Below are 16,937 nucleotides of genomic sequence, written 5' to 3' on the forward strand. Positions count from 1 at the left end.
CAACTGCGTGCCCACGCGGTAGCAAAATGTGTATTAGTTGAAACTTATTTCATCCATGATCTCGTGGACGCTCTTAGGCTGTAGTGCCCAACGATATGCGGGGTGAACCTCCCATTTATACCCGAAATCCACAAATTGGCTTTGTAGCATTCGGTTTTGATCAAAGTGCGTCCACCGAGCGTCACCTCGCTCGTCATCGTCGCGGGCTATAATGAAGTCGATTTTATAGAGAAATTCAGCGATTGCTTTGGGTGTGGCGGCTTTTCCATTCCTAAACGAAAGAGATTGACTCTGGCCGATGTCTTTAATTTTTTTGATCAGCTCGTCATTTGTGTACAACCATCTTTTGTCTTTATCTTGCTGCCTTTTTCCGCTCGGCTTCATATTATACAGGAGTTTTTCAATCTCCGGCATTTCAGATTTAAATTCGAGGGTAAGGTCCGTGATGCGCCCGTGTGAGTAATCAGAGAATGTCTTCTCCAAATCACTCGATTTGATTTTATCGTTTCCATTCTTGTAGGCTTCGCGAGCCGCTGCGGTTAGCAATTTAATCAGATCACGAGGTCTATTGCGGTTTAAAGATAAAAGAACGATGTGGATTGGTGCACCGGACCAATGTCCTTTCCCTACAGTAAACCGATCCTCAATTACCGGGTGAATCTCTTTGGCAATGTCCTTCTGCCCCAATTCTTCCAGTATCGTAGGGTCTATAATCTTCCCGAAGTAACTTGCGACACGGAGAGCCATGACGCTGATTACATCGTGCCGCGTCCATGAAAGTCTAACTACGTTGCCTTCAACTTTGTCAGTGCTCTCATCTGATGTTCTGAACAGATAGTACGCGTCGCTTCGCAGACCAATGCGTATCTTGATACGTTGATCCTCGTTTGTTAAATCCCTAGAAGCATTTACAAGGGCGGAAATATTGTTGATGTCATCCTGCGTCGCTTTCCAGCCGCGATCGATGTCATCAATGTAAATTCGTATCTCGCGATCCGAAGCAAAGAGGTCGCGCATCTTCTGAATTTCCAGATCAGTATCCGCGCCTGTATGGCTTAAGACTTTTTCAACTAAAGCTGAAATAATCTGTTTTCCAGCGTTTTGGAGAGTAATCGTTGGTGTGCTGGCGTCTTGAATGCCTAAGCTTTCCAATGCTTTGTGGTAGATGGCGCGGCTAATTAATTTTTTGTACCCGGAAATTTTTTCTAAAAAGGTTTTGTCTTTGGAGTTTTCCAAGATCAAATCGTTTGGTTGAATCCATAATGAGAGCGTTCCGTCATCTATATCCTCTAAGTGTGACATTCTTAAGAGAGCGCTCTTACCGATACCCTTGTGTCCGACTAGAATTCTGAGCGGCAAACTTGAGCGAATGTTTTGGTAACTTTTGTTTTTGAAGAAATACTCTTTTAACCTGACTGGGTCTTCGTCTTCCGCTGTATCTGTTCCAAATAGTTTTTGAATAGTTTCATCATCAAATTGTTTGACTTGTTCAAGCACGATTACCTCCAAGATTTTGTACCTCTAGGATAGTTTTGCGAAGAACAATGTTCAAGTAATGCGTGTGAAAAAACAACGACATAGAAGCCATTGATTGTCGGTGGTCTTGTCTGGTTGCTTTGAAAGGCAAGATTTGTGTCGCAAGGGTCCCAACCAATCACTTACCTCGCCAATGGCCGGACAACTCCTCACCACTATTCCCCCAACCACTGTGACCCACCTCACAGCCCCAACCACACCCTCCTGCTACACTTGACCCTACGGAACCCTCTGCAGGAGGCCCAAATGTCCACATCCATGATCCCCATCATCGCCCTCGGGTCGGCGGGTCTATATTCCGTTGCCATGATCTCGATGAAGTTCTGGTGGAAGATTCCCGGTGTTGGCCTGACCCTTTTGATTGTTGCCACGTTGCTGGCCGCCGCGACGCTGGAACTTGCCGCGCTGCGCAACGAACGATTGGGCATCATCTATACCGGCATTCTGGGGGCCGAGGTCGTGCTGATCGCTATCGCCTCGTATTTCCTGTTAGGCGAGAACTTTTCCTATCGCGAGGGGATCGGCATCGCGCTGGTCATTGTTGGGACGGCTCTGGACTGGGCCTGAAGCCCCATTCTAAGCCCCCGGTGAACCAATCATGAAGTTTCCCTCAGGTAAGTTGCAACCGCCACGTGCCCTCCCAATCTGTTGACCAGACGAACAGGAGAGAGCCATGACCAGATACATGACTGCCGGAGCAGCCGCTTTGGCCACGACCCTCGCCCTTGGAACGGCCGCGCTGGCCGATACCACGCCCGACCTGCGCGGCACATGGCTGGGGTCCTACACGACCGTCCAGCCCAGCCATTACTACAAAGGCGATCAGCCCCGGTTCAATCAGGCCGAATGGATGCTGGATGTGCAGCTTCAGGACGGCAACGTTTTCTGGGGGCACAGCAAATGGCGTCGCGATGGCGATACCGACTGGAATGAATACGAGGCCACCGGCACCATCAGCCTCGATGGGACGGGCAGTATCGGCATCGTCGAAACCTCACCTCTGCTGATCGGCGCGAATGCGTTGATCGATGCGCGGTACGAAGATGGCAGGATTTTTGCCGATTTCCGTAGCCTGCGGACCGGAACGACCTACAGCACCGTTTTGGAACGTCAGGTGAACTGAAGCGTGTCCGGCCCGGGCGATTGTAGGGGGTAAGTACCGCTGCTGCGATTATGACTGCGGCGGAGGTTAGTAGGTTGCCACGCGCGGGTCGGACCGCTTCTCAAAAACGGAACAATCGTCTCCACAGCGAGGAGACGGGCCGGGCGGCCAGTTCACCGCCTGCGACAGGATCCAGACCGCCCCGCGCAAGAATGCGGCGTTCCTCGGCGCGGGCCATCTGGATTTCGCGAACCTTCAGCGCGGCCTCGCGCGCGGTGACATAGCTGCCGTCCGGTCCCGGTTCCATTTCGGGGATGTTGCGTCCCCGCGACCACATCCCGCGAATGCCCGACAGCGGGTGTTTCCACCCGATCTCGTCATCATCCTGCAAATGCCAGATCCGCTTCGCCTCGGCGACCGAGACCAGAGCGGCCAGCGGTTTGCCGTGCCGGGTCAGAATGATCACTTCGCGCGGGTCCTGTGCACGGGTGACCAGAGCGCCCAAATTGGCGCGCGCATGGGAAATGGTGCAACGCATCGGCGAATCTCCGTATGTACGATTCGAAAGATTGGTGGTCCGAAGGTTGTACAAATCCTGCAATTCTCAACTAACGGCGCGTGCGGTGACCTTCGCGCCCGCAGCATTGGGCAAAAAACCGGGGTCAGGTTCAGGCCTGAAAATTTCCCGGGGCAAACATGCGTGGAGTCAAAACTTCTCGGATTATCCACAAAGATTTCCCGGCAGATACCAACAGTTTATCCCCGTTTAATTTTCATGCTGCGGTGCTATTTTCTTGTCAGATACAAGGCGTGCTGCAACAGTCTGAACACCACACAGGTTCTTCGGAACCGAAGGTGGGACGCAAAGGCCCGGGGGTCTTGGCAGAGAGACCGGATCTTAGGATTTGCGTTTAACTGCAATGGCTTACCGGTGGGTGATCGGCCGAGTGCGGGTTTCGTGCCCAAGTCGGATGGCCACCTTCTCAGAAGGCCGATGCACGCTGTGATGTTCCTTCGGGGGCAAAGCGGCAGCCGCAGCCTCTCAGGAGGCTGGGGCAACTGGATCGGGGTGCCCTTCGGGGCGCATCGAACCGGTAAGGCGTCAGGAGTGTCCGAAAGGATGCATGCAAAGACCGCGTCTGCGCACCTGACGCCTTTTCCTTTGCCGATTTCGGTTTCATACAGGCTACCACTCACCCCTGCCGAAAGGGACCGGGGCTCTTCTGCGTGTGCAAAAGAGCCCCGATTTAGCGTCAGATGATGCAATGCCGCGTCTATGCACCTGTAAGGGCAAGCTACCGCGGCATGCGAGATCTTTCAACCATATATTGATGATTGTTCTACGCCCGCCGCAAAATAAAGTGTCTTACAGGCTTTCCTGCACGTCGGTTGCTGCGCCCTGGATGGCATCTCCGGCTTTTTCGATGTCCTTGCCGGCGCCTTTTGCGGTTTCGCAGGCGGTCAGTGCAAACAGACTCAGGCCAATCAGAATTACGCGGATCATATTCGTCTCCTTGGTGCTCGATCTTTTTTTCGGTAGCACCTTTTTTCAGGCGGAGCCAGTTCTTAGGCCGAGGCCTCGCCGCAGAAGAGCTCGTAAACGACTTCGAGCATGCGGCGCGGACGTTCATCCGCCAGACGATAATAGATGGCTTTGCCTTCCCTGCGAGGTATCACCAGCCCTTCAAGTCGCAGACGGGAAAGCTGCTGTGAAACAGCGGCTTGCCTGGCGGACAGCAACTCTTCCAGTTCGGTGACTGATTTTTCACCTGACACAAGGTGACACAGGATCATCAATCTGCCTTCGTGGCTTATAGCCTTGAGGAAATTGGACGCGCGTGTCGCGTTGGTGACCATGCGGTCAAAATCTTCTTGTGACATGTCATTGGACAGCTGAGGAAGTGCCATCGATTGAGTTCCTTGCAAACCCGTTGGCCGGGCGTTGTTTCCGTTACGTAAAGAGACGTGAGTGTGAGCCCCTTCAGTACATGTTTCGTACATTCATTTCTATATGTATGAATCAAAATAGCGTGATGTGTGAAAGGCGAGTTCGGATTGAATGTTCCCGAAACGCAAGGGGCGTGTAATTCAAATGATGGCGATTGGCGGATCGGCCCTGGAAACAACAGATGGTTCGCTTTGACGATTGATGATGATCGACATTCGGTCAGCGTTCTCACTTGCCCCCCTTGCAGCCCCCCTTAGCCGACACTAAGACTCAGGTAACACTTGTTGGGATATTGTCCCGATCCATAGCTAAACAGGCAGGTTACGAATGTTCGATCCCGTAGAAACCTACATGAATACACTTGTCCCCATGGTCGTTGAGCAGACCAGCCGGGGCGAGCGCGCCTATGATATTTTCTCCCGCCTGCTGAAAGAGCGGATCATTTTCATCAACGGACCGATCCATGATGGGATGAGCCATCTTGTTGTGGCGCAATTGCTGCACCTCGAGGCGGAAAACCCGAACAAGGAAATCTCGATCTACATCAACTCGCCCGGTGGTGTGGTGACCAGCGGTTTGTCGATTTACGACACAATGCAATACATCAAGCCGAAATGTTCCACATTGGTTATCGGTCAGGCGGCCTCGATGGGCTCGGTTCTGCTGGCCGGGGGCGAGAAGGGAATGCGCTTTTCGCTGCCCAACAGCCGCATCATGGTTCACCAGCCCAGCGGCGGGTACCAGGGCCAGGCCAGTGACATCATGATTCACGCGGCCGAGACGCAAAAGCTGAAGGATCGCCTGTATGACATCTACGTGCGTCATACCGGACAGACGAAAAAGGCGGTCGAAAAAGCGCTGGATCGTGACAATTTCATGAGCCCGGAAGAGGCCAAGGAATGGGGTCACATCGACGAAATCGTCGAAAACCGAGCGAAAATGGACACGGAAGAGGCCTGAGGCCAATACCCCGCGTCACCGGCGCGGGGGTCATTTTGAGATTGTAGCCGCCAGAGTGCTGGCCTAAGCTGCACACACAGGTGTAAGCGCCCCCGAAAAGGGGTGCAGGGACGAAGCCCGAAAGGTAGATCATGGCGACGAATTCAGGCGGCGATGGGAAAAACACGCTCTATTGCAGCTTCTGTGGCAAAAGCCAGCATGAAGTCCGGAAGCTGATCGCAGGCCCCACGGTTTTCATCTGTGATGAATGTGTTGAGCTGTGCATGGACATCATCCGCGAAGAGACCAAGGCCAGCGGGCTGAAGTCTTCTGACGGTGTTCCGACGCCCAAGGATATCTGCGAAGTGCTGGACGATTATGTAATCGGTCAGGCCACCGCAAAGCGGGTTCTGTCGGTTGCCGTTCACAACCATTACAAGCGTTTGAACCACGCTCAGAAAGCGGGCAGCGATATCGAACTGGCAAAGTCGAATATCCTGCTGATCGGCCCGACCGGTTGCGGTAAAACGCTTCTGGCGCAAACGCTGGCGCGCATTCTGGACGTGCCGTTTACCATGGCTGACGCGACCACGCTGACCGAAGCCGGCTATGTGGGTGAGGATGTCGAAAACATCATTCTCAAGCTGTTGCAGGCGAGTGAGTACAACGTCGAACGTGCGCAGCGCGGCATCGTCTATATCGATGAGGTCGACAAGATTACCCGCAAATCCGAAAACCCCTCGATCACGCGTGACGTATCCGGTGAGGGCGTGCAGCAGGCATTGCTGAAACTGATGGAGGGGACAGTGGCCAGCGTCCCCCCACAGGGTGGCCGCAAGCATCCCCAGCAGGAATTCCTGCAAGTGGACACGACGAACATTCTGTTCATCTGTGGCGGTGCATTCGCGGGTCTGGACAAGATCATCGCGCAACGCGGCAAAGGTTCGGCCATGGGCTTTGGCGCCGATGTACGCGACAATGATGACCGCGGTGTCGGCGAGATATTCAAGGAACTGGAACCCGAGGATCTTCTGAAATTTGGCCTGATCCCGGAATTCGTCGGTCGTCTGCCGGTTCTGGCGACGCTTGAGGACCTGGATGAAGACGCGCTGGTGACTATCCTGACCAAGCCCAAGAACGCATTGGTCAAGCAATACCAGCGTCTGTTCGAACTGGAAGATGTTGAGCTGGCCTTTACGGATGATGCCTTGAAGGCAATCGCCAAAAAGGCCATCGAGCGCAAAACCGGCGCGCGGGGTCTGCGGTCGATCCTGGAAGATATTCTGCTGGATACGATGTTCGAATTGCCTGGAATGAAGAATGTCAGCGAAGTTGTGGTGAACGAAGAGGCGGTCATGTCTGACTCGCAGCCTCTGTTCATCTATACCGACGCTGCACCGGAGTCGGCATCGGCCGGTTGAGATCGGGCTATTTGCCGCGACGGTGGGACTTCACTTGAACCGGTTCAGGGGGCTCTGCCCCCGCTGCCCTTCGGGCATCCCCCCGGGATATTTTTAGCCAGATGAAGCTGTGGATCCGTCGCTCGCACATGAGTGTCGGTGCAGTTAGGCGGCGGAAGCTTAAGCAAGTTTTCGAACAACAAAGGTGACGAATTATGGCAGTGAAGCGCATTTCTTCGGGCGGTGAGTTCGAAGCCAAGGTCGGGTACTGCCGTGCGGTGGTCGCGGGCGGATGGGTTCACGTCGCCGGTACTGTCGGGCAGGGTGAAGACGCGGTTGAACAGTGCCGATCAGCCCTGGCGACGATCGAGAAGGCTTTGGCAGAGGCTGGCGCAGGCTTTCACGATGTGGTTCGGGTCACATACATGCTGCCCGATCGCAGTGAGTTCGAGCCGTGCTGGCCGATCCTGGCCGAAACTTTCAGAGCCAACCCTCCGGCAGCGACAATGATCGAATGCGGTTTGATCGATCCGAAATACAGGATCGAGATCGAAGTGACCGCCTTTCTGCCGGAGTGACGCAGGTGGTATCAGGGGCACTGGACCTTGGCGGGCCTTTGGTCCATACCTTTCCTCGACGAAATGCCGGAGGCACCCGATGGGAATCCTGAACAGTCTTTTGCGAGCCGTGACCTGGTGGAATGGGTCGACTTTGAACACTCAGATCTACACTGCACGCAAGGGCGTGAAAGTGGGCGAAGACAATGAAGGCAACGTGTTTTACCGCAATGCCGATGACAGCAGGCGTTGGGTTATCTTCAATGGCGAGGCCGAAGCCAGCCGGGTTGATCCTGAATGGCATGGTTGGTTGCATCGCACTTGGGACGAGCCTCCGACGGATAAACCGCTGCCGCATAAATCCTGGGAAAAACCACATCAGGAAAACCTGACCGGCACCGCGCTGGCCTATGCTCCGGCCGGATCTCTGCGTCGCGCGGAACCGGTTGAACGTAAGGACTATGAGGCCTGGAGCCCGGAATAGACGAGGCGATAATGTCGACCCATAACTGGACCGAAGTTCTTGTCGGCGGTGTCGTATTGGCCGGTGCCGTGGCGTTTGGTGTCTATGCCAGCCAATCGACGGGCTTGTCGCAAGGGGCCGCTGGATATGAGCTGGGCGCGTCTTTCAGATCACTGGAGGGCGTGGGTGTCGGCACGGATGTGCGCCTTGCCGGCGTCAAGATCGGAACCGTGACAGGCGTCACCCTGAACCCTGAAACCTATCGAGCTGACACGACTTTCACGATTGCGGACGGGATTCTGGTGCCGGACGACAGTGCCATAGTCATTTCGTCAGAAGGTCTGCTGGGGGGCAATTTCGTCGAGGTAATGCCCGGCGGCTCGCCATTCTACTTTGATCCCGGCGATGAGATCGAGGATACGCAGGGCGCGGTCAGCCTGATTTCGCTCCTGGTCAAGTTCGTAGCCGGAGACGGCAGCGAATGATACGCGCCGCGTTTCTTGCCTTGTTGCTGGCCGGCACTGGTGCGGCTGCGCAGCAGAAAGTTCAATCTGGACCCGGGGCAATGTTGCGGGGCCTCGACAAGGTGAACGGCCAGACTGTCGATGTTGAATTGCAGACCGGCGAGACGGCAGCGGTTTTTGGGCTGGATGTTGCCCTGGGGGATTGCCGTTATCCTGTTGACAATCCAACCGGTGACGCATTCGCCTATCTGACCATCTGGGAGAGCGGAAAGGCCGATCAGCTGTTTGACGGTTGGATGATCGCAACCTCCCCCGCGTTGAATGCGCTGGATCACGCGCGTTATGACGTTTGGGTCATACGGTGTATCACACCCGCCGCCGAATGATTCAGCGGTGCCGAGAAATCGGCGCTGTGGTTCAAGGCCTCTTCCAGTTCTTTCTTGTAGGCACCGCGCGGAATTTCGATTGCGCCCAAAGAGGCCAGGTGCGCGGTCAGAAACTGCGTGTCAAACAGGCGGAAGCCGGTTTGCCGCAGGCGGTCCACAAGATAGGCGAGGGCGATTTTCGAAGCGTCCTTGCGCCTTGAAAACATGCTTTCGCCAAAGAATGCCGCGCCCAGGGTCACGCCATAGACGCCCCCCACCAGCGCATCGTCTTCCCAGATTTCCAATGAATGCGCATGCCCGGTTTGGTGCAACTGACGGTACAGGTCATGAAGCTGGGCGTTGATCCAGGTATCGGCCCTGTCGGCACACCCGTCGACGACGCCTGAAAAATCCTTGTCGATCGAAATATCGAACCCGCAGTTTCGGATACGGCGCGCCAGGCTTCGAGAAATGTGGAATCCGTCCAGTGGAAAGACGCCGCGGAACTTGGGATCGACCCAAAACAGCTCGGGGTCATCGCGATGCTCGGCCATCGGAAAGATACCGATGGAATAGCCATGCAACAAAAGTTCGGGGGACAGGCTCATGTCAGGTATGAGGCAACCGGAGGGCATGGGCCCTCCGGTCCTTGGTGACTATTATTCCATGTTCTCCGCAAGCCAGCGCTCCAGCCAGTGGATGTTGTAGTCGCCGCTGCGCAGATCGGGTTCCTGCAACAGTGCGTGGAACAGAGGGACCGTGGTATCGATGCCGTCGACAATCAACTCCCCCAATGCGCGTTCCAGTCGGGCCAGCGCTTCGGCCCGGTCACGGCCCTGCACGATCAGCTTGGCGATCAGCGAGTCATAATAGGGTGGAATCGAATACCCGTCATAAAGAGCAGAGTCCATCCGAACGCCAAGGCCACCCGGTGCGTGGTACGCGGTGATCTTGCCGGGACAGGGCGAGAAATTCGGCAGCTTTTCGGCGTTGATCCGAACCTCGATGGCGTGGCCGTTGATTTCCAGATCGTCCTGACCGAACGACATCGGTTCACCCGCGGCGACAAGGATTTGCTCGCGCACCAGGTCGACGCCAAAGATACCTTCGGTGACCGGGTGTTCCACCTGAAGGCGGGTGTTCATTTCGATGAAATAGAACTCGCCATTTTCGTAGAGGAACTCGATGGTGCCGGCGCCGATATAGTTGATCTTGGCGACCGCGTCGGCGCAGACCTTGCCGATCTTGGCGCGTTCTTCGGGGGTGATGCAGGGGCCGGGGGCCTCTTCGAACACCTTCTGGTGGCGCCGCTGAAGCGAACAATCCCGTTCGCCCAGATGAACAGCCTTGCCTTTCCCGTCGCCAAACACCTGAATTTCGATGTGGCGCGGCGTGGTCAGGTATTTCTCGATATAGACTTCGTCATTGCCAAAGGCGGCCTTGCCTTCGGCCCGTGCAGTCATGAAGGCGCTTTCCATTTCGTCAGCGTTCATCGCAACTTTCATGCCGCGACCGCCGCCGCCTGCGGTAGCCTTGATGATGACCGGATAGCCGAATTCCTCACCGATCTTCTTGGCCGTCGCAAGATCAGGCACGCCGCCGTCTGATCCCGGCACACAAGGTACGCCCAGAGCCTTCATCGTGTCCTTGGCCGTAATCTTGTCGCCCATGACGCGGATGTGTTCCGCAGTGGGGCCGATGAACGTGATTCCGTGATCTTCGACGATCTGCACGAACTCGGCATTCTCGGACAGGAAGCCATAGCCGGGGTGGATCGCCTGCGCTCCGGTGATTTCACAGGCCGAAATGATCGCGGGCACGGACAGGTAACTCTGGGGGCTGGGCGGGGGGCCGATGCAGACCGATTCGTCCGCCATGCGCACATGCATCGCGTCGCTATCCGCGGTGGAGTGGACGGCTACCGTCTTAATCCCCATCTCGCGGGCGGCGCGGATGACGCGCAGGGCGATCTCGCCTCGGTTGGCAATCAGGATCTTGTCGAACATGGGCCCGCCTTACTCGATGATGACCAGAGGAGTGCCGAATTCCACAGCGTCGCCATCGCCGACCAGAACACGCTTGACGGTACCCGACTTGGGCGCGTGGATGTGGTTCATGGTCTTCATCGCTTCGACAATCAGCAGCGTGTCGCCTTCGGACACGGAGGCGCCGACCGAGATAAATGCGGGGGCGCCGGGCTCGGGCTGCATGTAGACGGTGCCAACCATGGGCGACGTTACAGCGCCGGGGTGGCTGGCTGGGTCTTCCTGGGCAGCAGGGGCTTCGGCCACGGCAGGCGCAGCCGCAGCAGCAGGAGCTGGTGCCGCCGCAGGGACGGCAACCTGAACTGGTGCGGCTGCGGCCTGTGTCATGCGGCTTACGCGCACGTTCAGGCTGTCTTCCTCGCCATATTCGCGCTTGACCTGCAATTCGGTCAGGTCGTTGTCACGCAGCAACTCGGCCAGAGCCTTGATGAATGCCACATCCGCTTCGTGTTTGGTGTCTGTCATGAGTGTCCTCGACGGTTCCCCTTTGGCCCGTCTGTTTCTTGCGGGCTCTGATCAAATTACGCAGGGTTATAGGCTAAGCGGCGGTGCATGAAAAGCGCCGACTCGCACCATCACAGGCGGGAATCCCGTATAATTTAAAGGGGCGGACAGGTTACAGAGGCATCCCTGACAATTTGGCGACAAGCTCCGGCAGTTTGCGGGCGCCGAATTTCTCAAGCAGGCGGGCGCGATAGGCTTCGATTGTGCGGTAACTCAGGCCCAGTTCGACGCCGATTTCCTTGGCGGACAGGCCGCGGCAGGACAGGATCGCCACTTCGCGTTCTCGAACGGTCAATTCGACAAGGGGACGTTCTTCCGAGATGTCGGAAAAGCTCCAGATTCCATGGCGGAAGGGGTCATCGGGCGTCAAAGAACGGCCACGGGCGCGGCACCAGAACAGATCGCCATTGCGACGCCGCATGACGCGTTCATCCGTGTAGTACCCGGTGTCTCGCATCACTTGCAGGCTGCGTTCCCCGATCCTCTCCCAATCCGCGACCGAGGGATAGAGATGCAACAGCGGCATGTTGCGGTAATCGGCCTCTTCCCCGCCGAAAGTGCGGGCGAATTGCAGATTGCAGCGTCTGATGATCCGGTTTTCCAGCTCAACAAGCCCGATCGGTGCATATTCAAAGGCGGGGTCACTCATCCGCTTATCGTGCCGGGAAACCACGCGGAATTGAAGGGGAGATGCGGTTTCTTGTGGCCATTGATGCGCATTGGCGGCTGCCGCTTTTGTCAAGGTTGTAAATACGGTTTGAAAATCCCTGGGTAAACCGGTGAAACACATGATATGTTCTGAAAAAAGAGGCTGAAGCCTGGTCAGGAGAATACGATCATGCGTGATATGTTGACGGGAAGCCGCATTCGGGAAAGACGGCAGATTGCCGGGCTTCGGCAGGCGGAACTTGCCCGCCTTGCCGGGATATCCGCGTCCTATCTGAACCTGATCGAACATAACCGCCGCCGGATCGGTGGCAAATTGCTGGTGGACATAGCGTCTGCGCTTTCCGTCGAACCCTCAGTCCTGACACAGGGGATCGAGGCGACCCTTGTGTCGGCCCTGCGGGAGGCGGCGGATGACGCCGTCGGGCAGCAGGCCGAAGTGGACGGGCTGGAGGAATTTGCCGGGCGCTTTCCCGGATGGGCCGGGGTGCTTGCGCAGATGCACCGCCGTGTTGTTTCGCTTGAACGGAATGTCGAGATCCTGTCAGACCGGCTGACTCATGACCCGCATCTTGCGGCATCAATGCACGAAGTGCTGTCAACGGCGGCGGCGATTCGTTCAACGGCGGCAATTCTTGCAGACACAGAGGACATCGAAGCAGAGTGGCGAGAGCGGTTTCACAAAAACCTGCACCAGGATGCAGAGCGGCTGGCCGGCAGTTCAAAGGCACTTGTAACCTTTCTGGACGAAAGCGACTCGTCAATTGATCCGCGCGGTGTTCCGCTTGAAGAGGTCGAAGCGTTCTTCGAATCCCGCAGGTACAGTTTTTCGGAATTGGAACAGGGCGAGGATGTGGATGCCGTTGATCTGAGCAGTCTCAACACGTCGGCTGCGCGAACTGTGGCGCGTGAAGTTCTGAAGATGTATCGCGATGATGCGATCGCTTTGCCGCTGGATGCGCTTCGATCACGTCTGCAAAAAGGCGACACGGATCCCATCGCGTTGGCTTATCGCTTTTCCGTAGACGTCGCCACCGTTCTGCGACGACTGGCGTTCATACCCGATGACGTGTTGCCGCAGCCGGTTGGCATGGTGCTTTGCGATGCATCCGGCAGCATATTGTTCATCAAGCCGATTCCGGGCTTTGCTTTGGCGCGGCATGGTGAGGTTTGCCCGCTGTGGCCGTTGTTCACGGCTTTGAGCCGCCCACTTGTTCCGGTGCGCAAGCAGGTTGTCCAGATGGGGCGGACCCCGGCTGAATTCGAATGCTTCGCCTATGCTTGGCCTTATGCGGTATTGGGGTATGATCAGGATCCCGTTTATCGTTCGGTTATGCTGGTCCGTTCGGGCAACGAGGCGGCAGGCGGCGCTCCGGTCACGCAAGTCGGGCCAAACTGCCGTGTCTGTCCCAGCAATGCCTGCAAGGCCCGCCGCGAACCGTCGATTTTGAGCGAAGGCTTTTGACACTTTCCCGACAGAAGGCTTAATCTGGACGGGACCGATCTGAGGATGGAGGAACGGTCTTGGGGAGGAACTGAAAATATGAGCCGTAAGGTTCTGTTGATCGAGGACGAGCCGAACATTGCCGAAGCAATCCGGTTTCTGCTGACCCGCGAGGGATGGCAGGTGGACACGCATGGCGATGGAACGGATGCGGTTCAGGTGATTCAGAGGGCACAGCCCGATCTGGTCATTCTGGACGTCATGCTGCCGGGCAAGAGCGGCATGGATATCCTGCGGGACATCCGAGAGATGGAAGAACTGGCAGGTTTGCCGGTTTTGATGCTGACGGCGCGCGGTCAATCGCGCGACAGGGAAATGGCGGAAAACGCAGGCGTCAGCCGTTTCATGACCAAACCGTTTTCCAATGCCGAAGTACTGACGGCCGTGCGCGATCTTCACGCGCAGGCGACACGGATATGATGTCTGGCGAGGGCAAAAAGGACGCACCACAGGGCGCACGCCCCTCGCTTTTTCTCGAACGTCAAAGCTATCGCCGACGTAGGCTGGCGGATGCGGCGCGGCTGCTGCCGTTCATGGGGGGGGCTCTGCTGGCGCTTCCGTTGCTGTGGCCCGATCAGCCCGGCAAGGGCGAGGCTGTCCCCCTGTCTTCAGCAATGTACTACATCTTTGTCTGCTGGGGCGCGCTGATCGTGGTTGGGTTGTTTTTTGGAATTGCCGCCCGCCGTTTGGGCGTGCGCGAGGATCAGGACGCGGACGCTGAGTGATGGCAACCATTAACACGCTGATCCTGGTCTGCCTTGGCTATGTCGTTTTCTTGTTCGCCGTGGCTTTCGCCGCTGACCGGATGGCTGCGGCAGGGCGGGGCAAGTGGCTGCGGTCGCCCCTGATCTATACGTTGTCGCTGTCGATCTATTGCACGGCATGGACATTCTATGGTGCGGTGGGCAATGCCGCGCGGTCCGGGTTGGAGTTTGTAACGATTTACCTTGGCCCAACCCTGGTGATGGTCAGTTGGTGGTGGGGACTGCGCAAACTGGTGAGGGTCGGGCGCAGTCAGCGGGTGACCTCGATCGCGGACCTGTTGTCATCGCGCTATGGCAAGTCGAACACGCTTGCCGTGTGTGTGACCGTTCTGGCCGTGCTTGGCGGGACACCCTACATCGCGCTCCAGTTGCAATCGATTACCCTTTCATTTTCGATATTCGCCGAAGCCGATCCATCAGGTCTGTATCGCGAAGGGGCCAGCGTTTTCTGGGTCGCCGCGGGGCTGGCCGTGTTCGCAATTCTCTTCGGTACGCGCAATTTGGACGTAAACGAGCGTCACCACGGTGTGGTCACCGCCATTGCCGTGGAAGCCGTTGTCAAGCTGTTTGCTCTTATCGCCGTGGGCGTTTTCGTGGTGTGGGGCATTGCCGGTGGCGTTGGCCCGATGATGGAGCGGATAGATGCCTCGGAAATCGGACAGTGGAACGTCGATGCCGGGCGCTGGACAACTTTCATATTCCTGTCCGCCGCGGCCTTTATCTGCCTGCCGCGCATGTTTCAGGTGATGGTGGTCGAAAACGATGACGAAAGCCATCTGCGAACCGCCGCTTGGGCGTTTCCGCTTTATCTGCTTTTGATGAGCCTTTTTGTCGTGCCAATTGCCGTCGTTGGTCTGGACCTGTTGCCAGAGGGGGCCAATCCCGACCTGTTCGTGCTGACGGTACCGCTGTCGCAGGGCAATGACTGGTTGGCCATGCTGTCCTTTATCGGCGGGTTTTCGTCCGCAACGTCGATGGTCATCGTCAGCGCAATGGCCTTGTCGACGATGGTGTCGAACCATGTGGTCATGCCGATTTGGCTGAGCACGCATGAAGGAACAGGGTCAGTCTCGGGCGATGTGCGCAGCATTGTTTTGATAGCGCGCCGTGTTTCCATCGCCGTGATCATGGCGTTGGGTTTCTTCTATTATCGGTTGTCCGGCGGGGGTGCGGCACTGGCCTCGATCGGATTGATCGCCTTTGCGGGCATCTCGCAGATCCTGCCTGCTTTGGTCGGGGGATTGTTCTGGCGCGGAGCAACCCGCACAGGGGCACTTGTCGGGTTGAGCGTCGGTTTCTCATTGTGGATTTATACGCTGTTGTTGCCGGGTATGGGCGCGCCGTGGATGCCGGAGGCCGTCATGCAGAATGGGCTGTTCGGCCTTGCCTGGTTGCGTCCTCATGCCCTGTTCGGGATCGAAGGGATCGACCCGATGGTCCATACCGTGATGTGGTCTCTGTCCCTCAATACCATTGCCTTTTGCGTGGCGTCCCTGCTGAGCTTTCCCAGCCCTCTGGAGCGTTTGCAGGGCGCGCAGTTCGTCAACGTTTTCGATCACTCGGTTTCACCGGGTGGCTGGTCCGGTTCGGTGGCGCAAAGCGAAGACCTGATGATCATGACACAGCGTATTCTGGGCACCGCCCCGGCGCAGGAGTTCTTTCAGGCTGAGGCTGAAAAACAGGGTGGCCGGTCGCATATGCCGGAACCGACCCCGGGTTTCCTCAACCGTCTGGAGAGAGAGTTGAGCGGGTCGGTTGGCACCGCCACGGCGCATGCGATGATCGCTCAGATCGTCGGTGGGTCTTCAGTTTCCGTAGAAGATCTGCTGGCGGTGGCGGATGAATCGGCGCAGCTTCTGGAGTATTCGGGGAGGTTGGAAGAGAAGTCGTCCGAATTGTCCCGTACGGCGCGCCAACTGCGTGAAGCAAACACCAAACTGACGCAGATTTCCGAGCAAAAAGACAGCTTCCTCAGCCAGGTCAGTCACGAGTTGCGCACGCCGATGACCTCGATCCGGGCGTTTTCCGAGATCATGCGGGATACAGAGGGCCTAAGCCGAGAGGAGCAGACCCGCTATGCTGCAATCATTCACGATGAGGCCTTGCGCCTGACCCGGCTTCTCGACGATCTGCTGGACTTGAGCGTGCTGGAAAACGGGCAGGTCAATCTGAACCTCAGCGATGACAGTTTGCGTTCGGTTCTGGACCGGGCGGTGTCCAGCGCACTGGCCGGAGCAGAGCGGAAAATCATGGTCCGGCGGACTTTTACGGCAGAGCGAATGCGCCTGCATACGGATCTGGACCGGTTGGGGCAGGTGTTCATCAATCTGATCTCGAACGCGCAGAAATACTGTGACGCGGAAGATCCGGTATTGGTCATTTCAGCCCACGACGTCGGCGGCAGGGTCATCATCGATTTCATCGACAACGGCAGCGGCATTCCCCCCGGCGCGCGTTCGATGGTGTTCGAGAAATTTGCCCGAGTCGGGGTCGACAAGGCAGGGGGCGCAGGTCTGGGCTTGGCCATTTGCCGCGAGATCATGCAACGGTTGGGCGGTGAGATCACATATTTGCCCGGGCAGGGCGGCGCGGCATTCCGGGTCAGCCTGCCTTTGGCATTCCAGCAGGCCGCGCAATGACACAGCCATAAAGAACTTCGTAACGCTCGGCAGGGTAAACC

At 56.9% G+C, this 16,937-nt stretch carries 20 protein-coding genes; 12 read left to right on the forward strand and 8 right to left on the reverse strand.

The features are described from left to right. Window positions 1-33 precede the first annotated feature (33 nt). Entirely contained in the window at window positions 34-1,497 is a 1,464-nt protein-coding gene (locus ACR0DJ_RS14650) for a P-loop ATPase, Sll1717 family (protein ID WP_480685417.1), read from the reverse strand. 285 nt (window positions 1,498-1,782) lie between these two features. On the opposite strand from ACR0DJ_RS14650, the gene ACR0DJ_RS14655 reads away from it, so the two are divergent. Both ACR0DJ_RS14655 and ACR0DJ_RS14660 read left to right on the forward strand, forming a co-directional pair. Beyond that, the gene (locus ACR0DJ_RS14655) at window positions 1,783-2,103 is read left to right on the forward strand and encodes a hypothetical protein (RefSeq protein ID WP_480685418.1); all 321 of its coding nucleotides are present in this window, start codon (window positions 1,783-1,785) and stop codon (window positions 2,101-2,103) included. A gap of 106 nt (window positions 2,104-2,209) precedes the next feature. Continuing rightward, window positions 2,210-2,659 carry a hypothetical protein gene (locus tag ACR0DJ_RS14660; protein ID WP_170345062.1) on the forward strand — a complete coding sequence of 150 codons (450 nt, stop codon included), beginning with the start codon at window positions 2,210-2,212 and terminating at the stop codon, window positions 2,657-2,659. A 100-nt stretch (window positions 2,660-2,759) separates the two neighbouring features. On the opposite strand, the gene ACR0DJ_RS14665 is transcribed toward ACR0DJ_RS14660, so the two are convergent. The 3 genes from ACR0DJ_RS14665 to ACR0DJ_RS14675 all read right to left on the reverse strand — a co-directional run bounded on the left by ACR0DJ_RS14665 (window position 2,760) and on the right by ACR0DJ_RS14675 (window position 4,546). Beyond that, complete coding sequence (locus ACR0DJ_RS14665; RefSeq protein ID WP_480685420.1) at window positions 2,760-3,176, reverse strand: type II toxin-antitoxin system Phd/YefM family antitoxin; 417 nt, start codon at window positions 3,174-3,176, stop codon at window positions 2,760-2,762. Window positions 3,177-4,004: 828 nt separating this feature from the next. Then, window positions 4,005-4,142 carry an entericidin A/B family lipoprotein gene (locus ACR0DJ_RS14670; RefSeq protein WP_117869646.1) on the reverse strand — a complete coding sequence of 46 codons (138 nt, stop codon included), beginning with the start codon at window positions 4,140-4,142 and terminating at the stop codon, window positions 4,005-4,007. Between the two features lie 62 nt (window positions 4,143-4,204). Further along, window positions 4,205-4,546, reverse strand: a complete 342-nt coding sequence (locus tag ACR0DJ_RS14675) for an ArsR/SmtB family transcription factor (RefSeq protein WP_257600268.1) — start codon at window positions 4,544-4,546, stop codon at window positions 4,205-4,207. Between the two features lie 367 nt (window positions 4,547-4,913). On the opposite strand from ACR0DJ_RS14675, the gene ACR0DJ_RS14680 reads away from it, so the two are divergent. The 6 genes from ACR0DJ_RS14680 (at window position 4,914) to ACR0DJ_RS14705 (ending at window position 8,795) form a co-directional block, all read left to right on the forward strand. Continuing rightward, the gene (locus tag ACR0DJ_RS14680; RefSeq protein ID WP_117869644.1) at window positions 4,914-5,546 is read left to right on the forward strand and encodes an ATP-dependent Clp protease proteolytic subunit; all 633 of its coding nucleotides are present in this window, start codon (window positions 4,914-4,916) and stop codon (window positions 5,544-5,546) included. A gap of 131 nt (window positions 5,547-5,677) precedes the next feature. Further along, the gene (gene clpX, locus ACR0DJ_RS14685; protein WP_257600269.1) at window positions 5,678-6,946 is read left to right on the forward strand and encodes an ATP-dependent Clp protease ATP-binding subunit ClpX; all 1,269 of its coding nucleotides are present in this window, start codon (window positions 5,678-5,680) and stop codon (window positions 6,944-6,946) included. A 194-nt stretch (window positions 6,947-7,140) separates the two neighbouring features. Further along, on the forward strand, window positions 7,141-7,503 hold the full coding sequence (locus tag ACR0DJ_RS14690) for a RidA family protein (RefSeq protein ID WP_480685422.1): 363 nt from the start codon (window positions 7,141-7,143) through the stop codon (window positions 7,501-7,503). 79 nt (window positions 7,504-7,582) lie between these two features. Further along, entirely contained in the window at window positions 7,583-7,966 is a 384-nt protein-coding gene (locus tag ACR0DJ_RS14695; RefSeq protein ID WP_170345067.1) for an NADH:ubiquinone oxidoreductase subunit NDUFA12, read from the forward strand. A gap of 11 nt (window positions 7,967-7,977) precedes the next feature. Beyond that, complete coding sequence (mlaD, locus tag ACR0DJ_RS14700; protein ID WP_170345068.1) at window positions 7,978-8,430, forward strand: outer membrane lipid asymmetry maintenance protein MlaD; 453 nt, start codon at window positions 7,978-7,980, stop codon at window positions 8,428-8,430. Continuing rightward, complete coding sequence (locus ACR0DJ_RS14705) at window positions 8,427-8,795, forward strand: DUF2155 domain-containing protein (RefSeq protein WP_480685423.1); 369 nt, start codon at window positions 8,427-8,429, stop codon at window positions 8,793-8,795. Before mlaD ends, ACR0DJ_RS14705 begins: the two co-directional genes overlap by 4 nt. On the opposite strand, the gene aat is transcribed toward ACR0DJ_RS14705, so the two are convergent. From aat to ACR0DJ_RS14725, 4 genes are all read right to left on the reverse strand, one after another. Beyond that, a complete protein-coding gene (aat, locus tag ACR0DJ_RS14710; protein WP_480685475.1) occupies window positions 8,750-9,382 on the reverse strand; it encodes a leucyl/phenylalanyl-tRNA--protein transferase in 633 nt (210 codons plus the stop codon). The genes ACR0DJ_RS14705 and aat overlap by 46 nt on opposite strands. Window positions 9,383-9,433: 51 nt before the next feature. Then, window positions 9,434-10,780, reverse strand: a complete 1,347-nt coding sequence (accC, locus tag ACR0DJ_RS14715) for an acetyl-CoA carboxylase biotin carboxylase subunit (RefSeq protein WP_480685425.1) — start codon at window positions 10,778-10,780, stop codon at window positions 9,434-9,436. A gap of 9 nt (window positions 10,781-10,789) precedes the next feature. After that, entirely contained in the window at window positions 10,790-11,284 is a 495-nt protein-coding gene (gene accB / locus ACR0DJ_RS14720) for an acetyl-CoA carboxylase biotin carboxyl carrier protein (RefSeq protein WP_170345072.1), read from the reverse strand. A gap of 151 nt (window positions 11,285-11,435) precedes the next feature. Then, window positions 11,436-11,972, reverse strand: a complete 537-nt coding sequence (locus ACR0DJ_RS14725) for a LuxR C-terminal-related transcriptional regulator (RefSeq protein WP_170345073.1) — start codon at window positions 11,970-11,972, stop codon at window positions 11,436-11,438. Window positions 11,973-12,161: 189 nt separating this feature from the next. Here ACR0DJ_RS14725 and ACR0DJ_RS14730 point away from each other — a divergent pair, with 189 nt between their 5' ends. From ACR0DJ_RS14730 to ACR0DJ_RS14745, 4 genes are all read left to right on the forward strand, one after another. Continuing rightward, window positions 12,162-13,454, forward strand: coding sequence for a helix-turn-helix domain-containing protein (locus ACR0DJ_RS14730; protein WP_425079737.1), 1,293 nt, complete (start codon window positions 12,162-12,164; stop codon window positions 13,452-13,454). A gap of 78 nt (window positions 13,455-13,532) precedes the next feature. Then, complete coding sequence (locus ACR0DJ_RS14735) at window positions 13,533-13,913, forward strand: response regulator transcription factor (RefSeq protein ID WP_152457354.1); 381 nt, start codon at window positions 13,533-13,535, stop codon at window positions 13,911-13,913. Further along, the gene (locus ACR0DJ_RS14740) at window positions 13,910-14,218 is read left to right on the forward strand and encodes a hypothetical protein (protein ID WP_257600273.1); all 309 of its coding nucleotides are present in this window, start codon (window positions 13,910-13,912) and stop codon (window positions 14,216-14,218) included. The genes ACR0DJ_RS14735 and ACR0DJ_RS14740 overlap by 4 nt, the downstream gene beginning before the upstream one ends. Further along, on the forward strand, window positions 14,218-16,896 hold the full coding sequence (locus tag ACR0DJ_RS14745; protein WP_170345075.1) for a sensor histidine kinase: 2,679 nt from the start codon (window positions 14,218-14,220) through the stop codon (window positions 16,894-16,896). The genes ACR0DJ_RS14740 and ACR0DJ_RS14745 overlap by 1 nt, the downstream gene beginning before the upstream one ends. Window positions 16,897-16,937 lie beyond the last annotated feature (41 nt).

This window comes from Ruegeria sp. BF10, assembly GCF_056538725.1.

What these genes read in the sequence shown, in the direction of transcription:
- aat (WP_480685475.1), bottom strand. Translation starts at nt 9,382, where the DNA reads ATGAGCCTGTCCCCCGAACTTTTGTTGCATGGCTATTCCATCGGTATC.
- ACR0DJ_RS14690 (WP_480685422.1), top strand. Translation starts at nt 7,141, where the DNA reads ATGGCAGTGAAGCGCATTTCTTCGGGCGGTGAGTTCGAAGCCAAGGTC.
- ACR0DJ_RS14680 (WP_117869644.1), top strand. Translation starts at nt 4,914, where the DNA reads ATGTTCGATCCCGTAGAAACCTACATGAATACACTTGTCCCCATGGTC.
- ACR0DJ_RS14735 (WP_152457354.1), top strand. Translation starts at nt 13,533, where the DNA reads ATGAGCCGTAAGGTTCTGTTGATCGAGGACGAGCCGAACATTGCCGAA.
- accB (WP_170345072.1), bottom strand. Translation starts at nt 11,284, where the DNA reads ATGACAGACACCAAACACGAAGCGGATGTGGCATTCATCAAGGCTCTG.
- ACR0DJ_RS14725 (WP_170345073.1), bottom strand. Translation starts at nt 11,972, where the DNA reads ATGAGTGACCCCGCCTTTGAATATGCACCGATCGGGCTTGTTGAGCTG.
- ACR0DJ_RS14740 (WP_257600273.1), top strand. Translation starts at nt 13,910, where the DNA reads ATGATGTCTGGCGAGGGCAAAAAGGACGCACCACAGGGCGCACGCCCC.
- ACR0DJ_RS14655 (WP_480685418.1), top strand. Translation starts at nt 1,783, where the DNA reads ATGTCCACATCCATGATCCCCATCATCGCCCTCGGGTCGGCGGGTCTA.
- ACR0DJ_RS14745 (WP_170345075.1), top strand. Translation starts at nt 14,218, where the DNA reads ATGGCAACCATTAACACGCTGATCCTGGTCTGCCTTGGCTATGTCGTT.
- ACR0DJ_RS14665 (WP_480685420.1), bottom strand. Translation starts at nt 3,176, where the DNA reads ATGCGTTGCACCATTTCCCATGCGCGCGCCAATTTGGGCGCTCTGGTC.
- mlaD (WP_170345068.1), top strand. Translation starts at nt 7,978, where the DNA reads ATGTCGACCCATAACTGGACCGAAGTTCTTGTCGGCGGTGTCGTATTG.
- ACR0DJ_RS14705 (WP_480685423.1), top strand. Translation starts at nt 8,427, where the DNA reads ATGATACGCGCCGCGTTTCTTGCCTTGTTGCTGGCCGGCACTGGTGCG.
- ACR0DJ_RS14675 (WP_257600268.1), bottom strand. Translation starts at nt 4,546, where the DNA reads ATGGCACTTCCTCAGCTGTCCAATGACATGTCACAAGAAGATTTTGAC.
- clpX (WP_257600269.1), top strand. Translation starts at nt 5,678, where the DNA reads ATGGCGACGAATTCAGGCGGCGATGGGAAAAACACGCTCTATTGCAGC.
- ACR0DJ_RS14730 (WP_425079737.1), top strand. Translation starts at nt 12,162, where the DNA reads ATGCGTGATATGTTGACGGGAAGCCGCATTCGGGAAAGACGGCAGATT.
- ACR0DJ_RS14660 (WP_170345062.1), top strand. Translation starts at nt 2,210, where the DNA reads ATGACCAGATACATGACTGCCGGAGCAGCCGCTTTGGCCACGACCCTC.
- ACR0DJ_RS14670 (WP_117869646.1), bottom strand. Translation starts at nt 4,142, where the DNA reads ATGATCCGCGTAATTCTGATTGGCCTGAGTCTGTTTGCACTGACCGCC.
- ACR0DJ_RS14695 (WP_170345067.1), top strand. Translation starts at nt 7,583, where the DNA reads ATGGGAATCCTGAACAGTCTTTTGCGAGCCGTGACCTGGTGGAATGGG.
- accC (WP_480685425.1), bottom strand. Translation starts at nt 10,780, where the DNA reads ATGTTCGACAAGATCCTGATTGCCAACCGAGGCGAGATCGCCCTGCGC.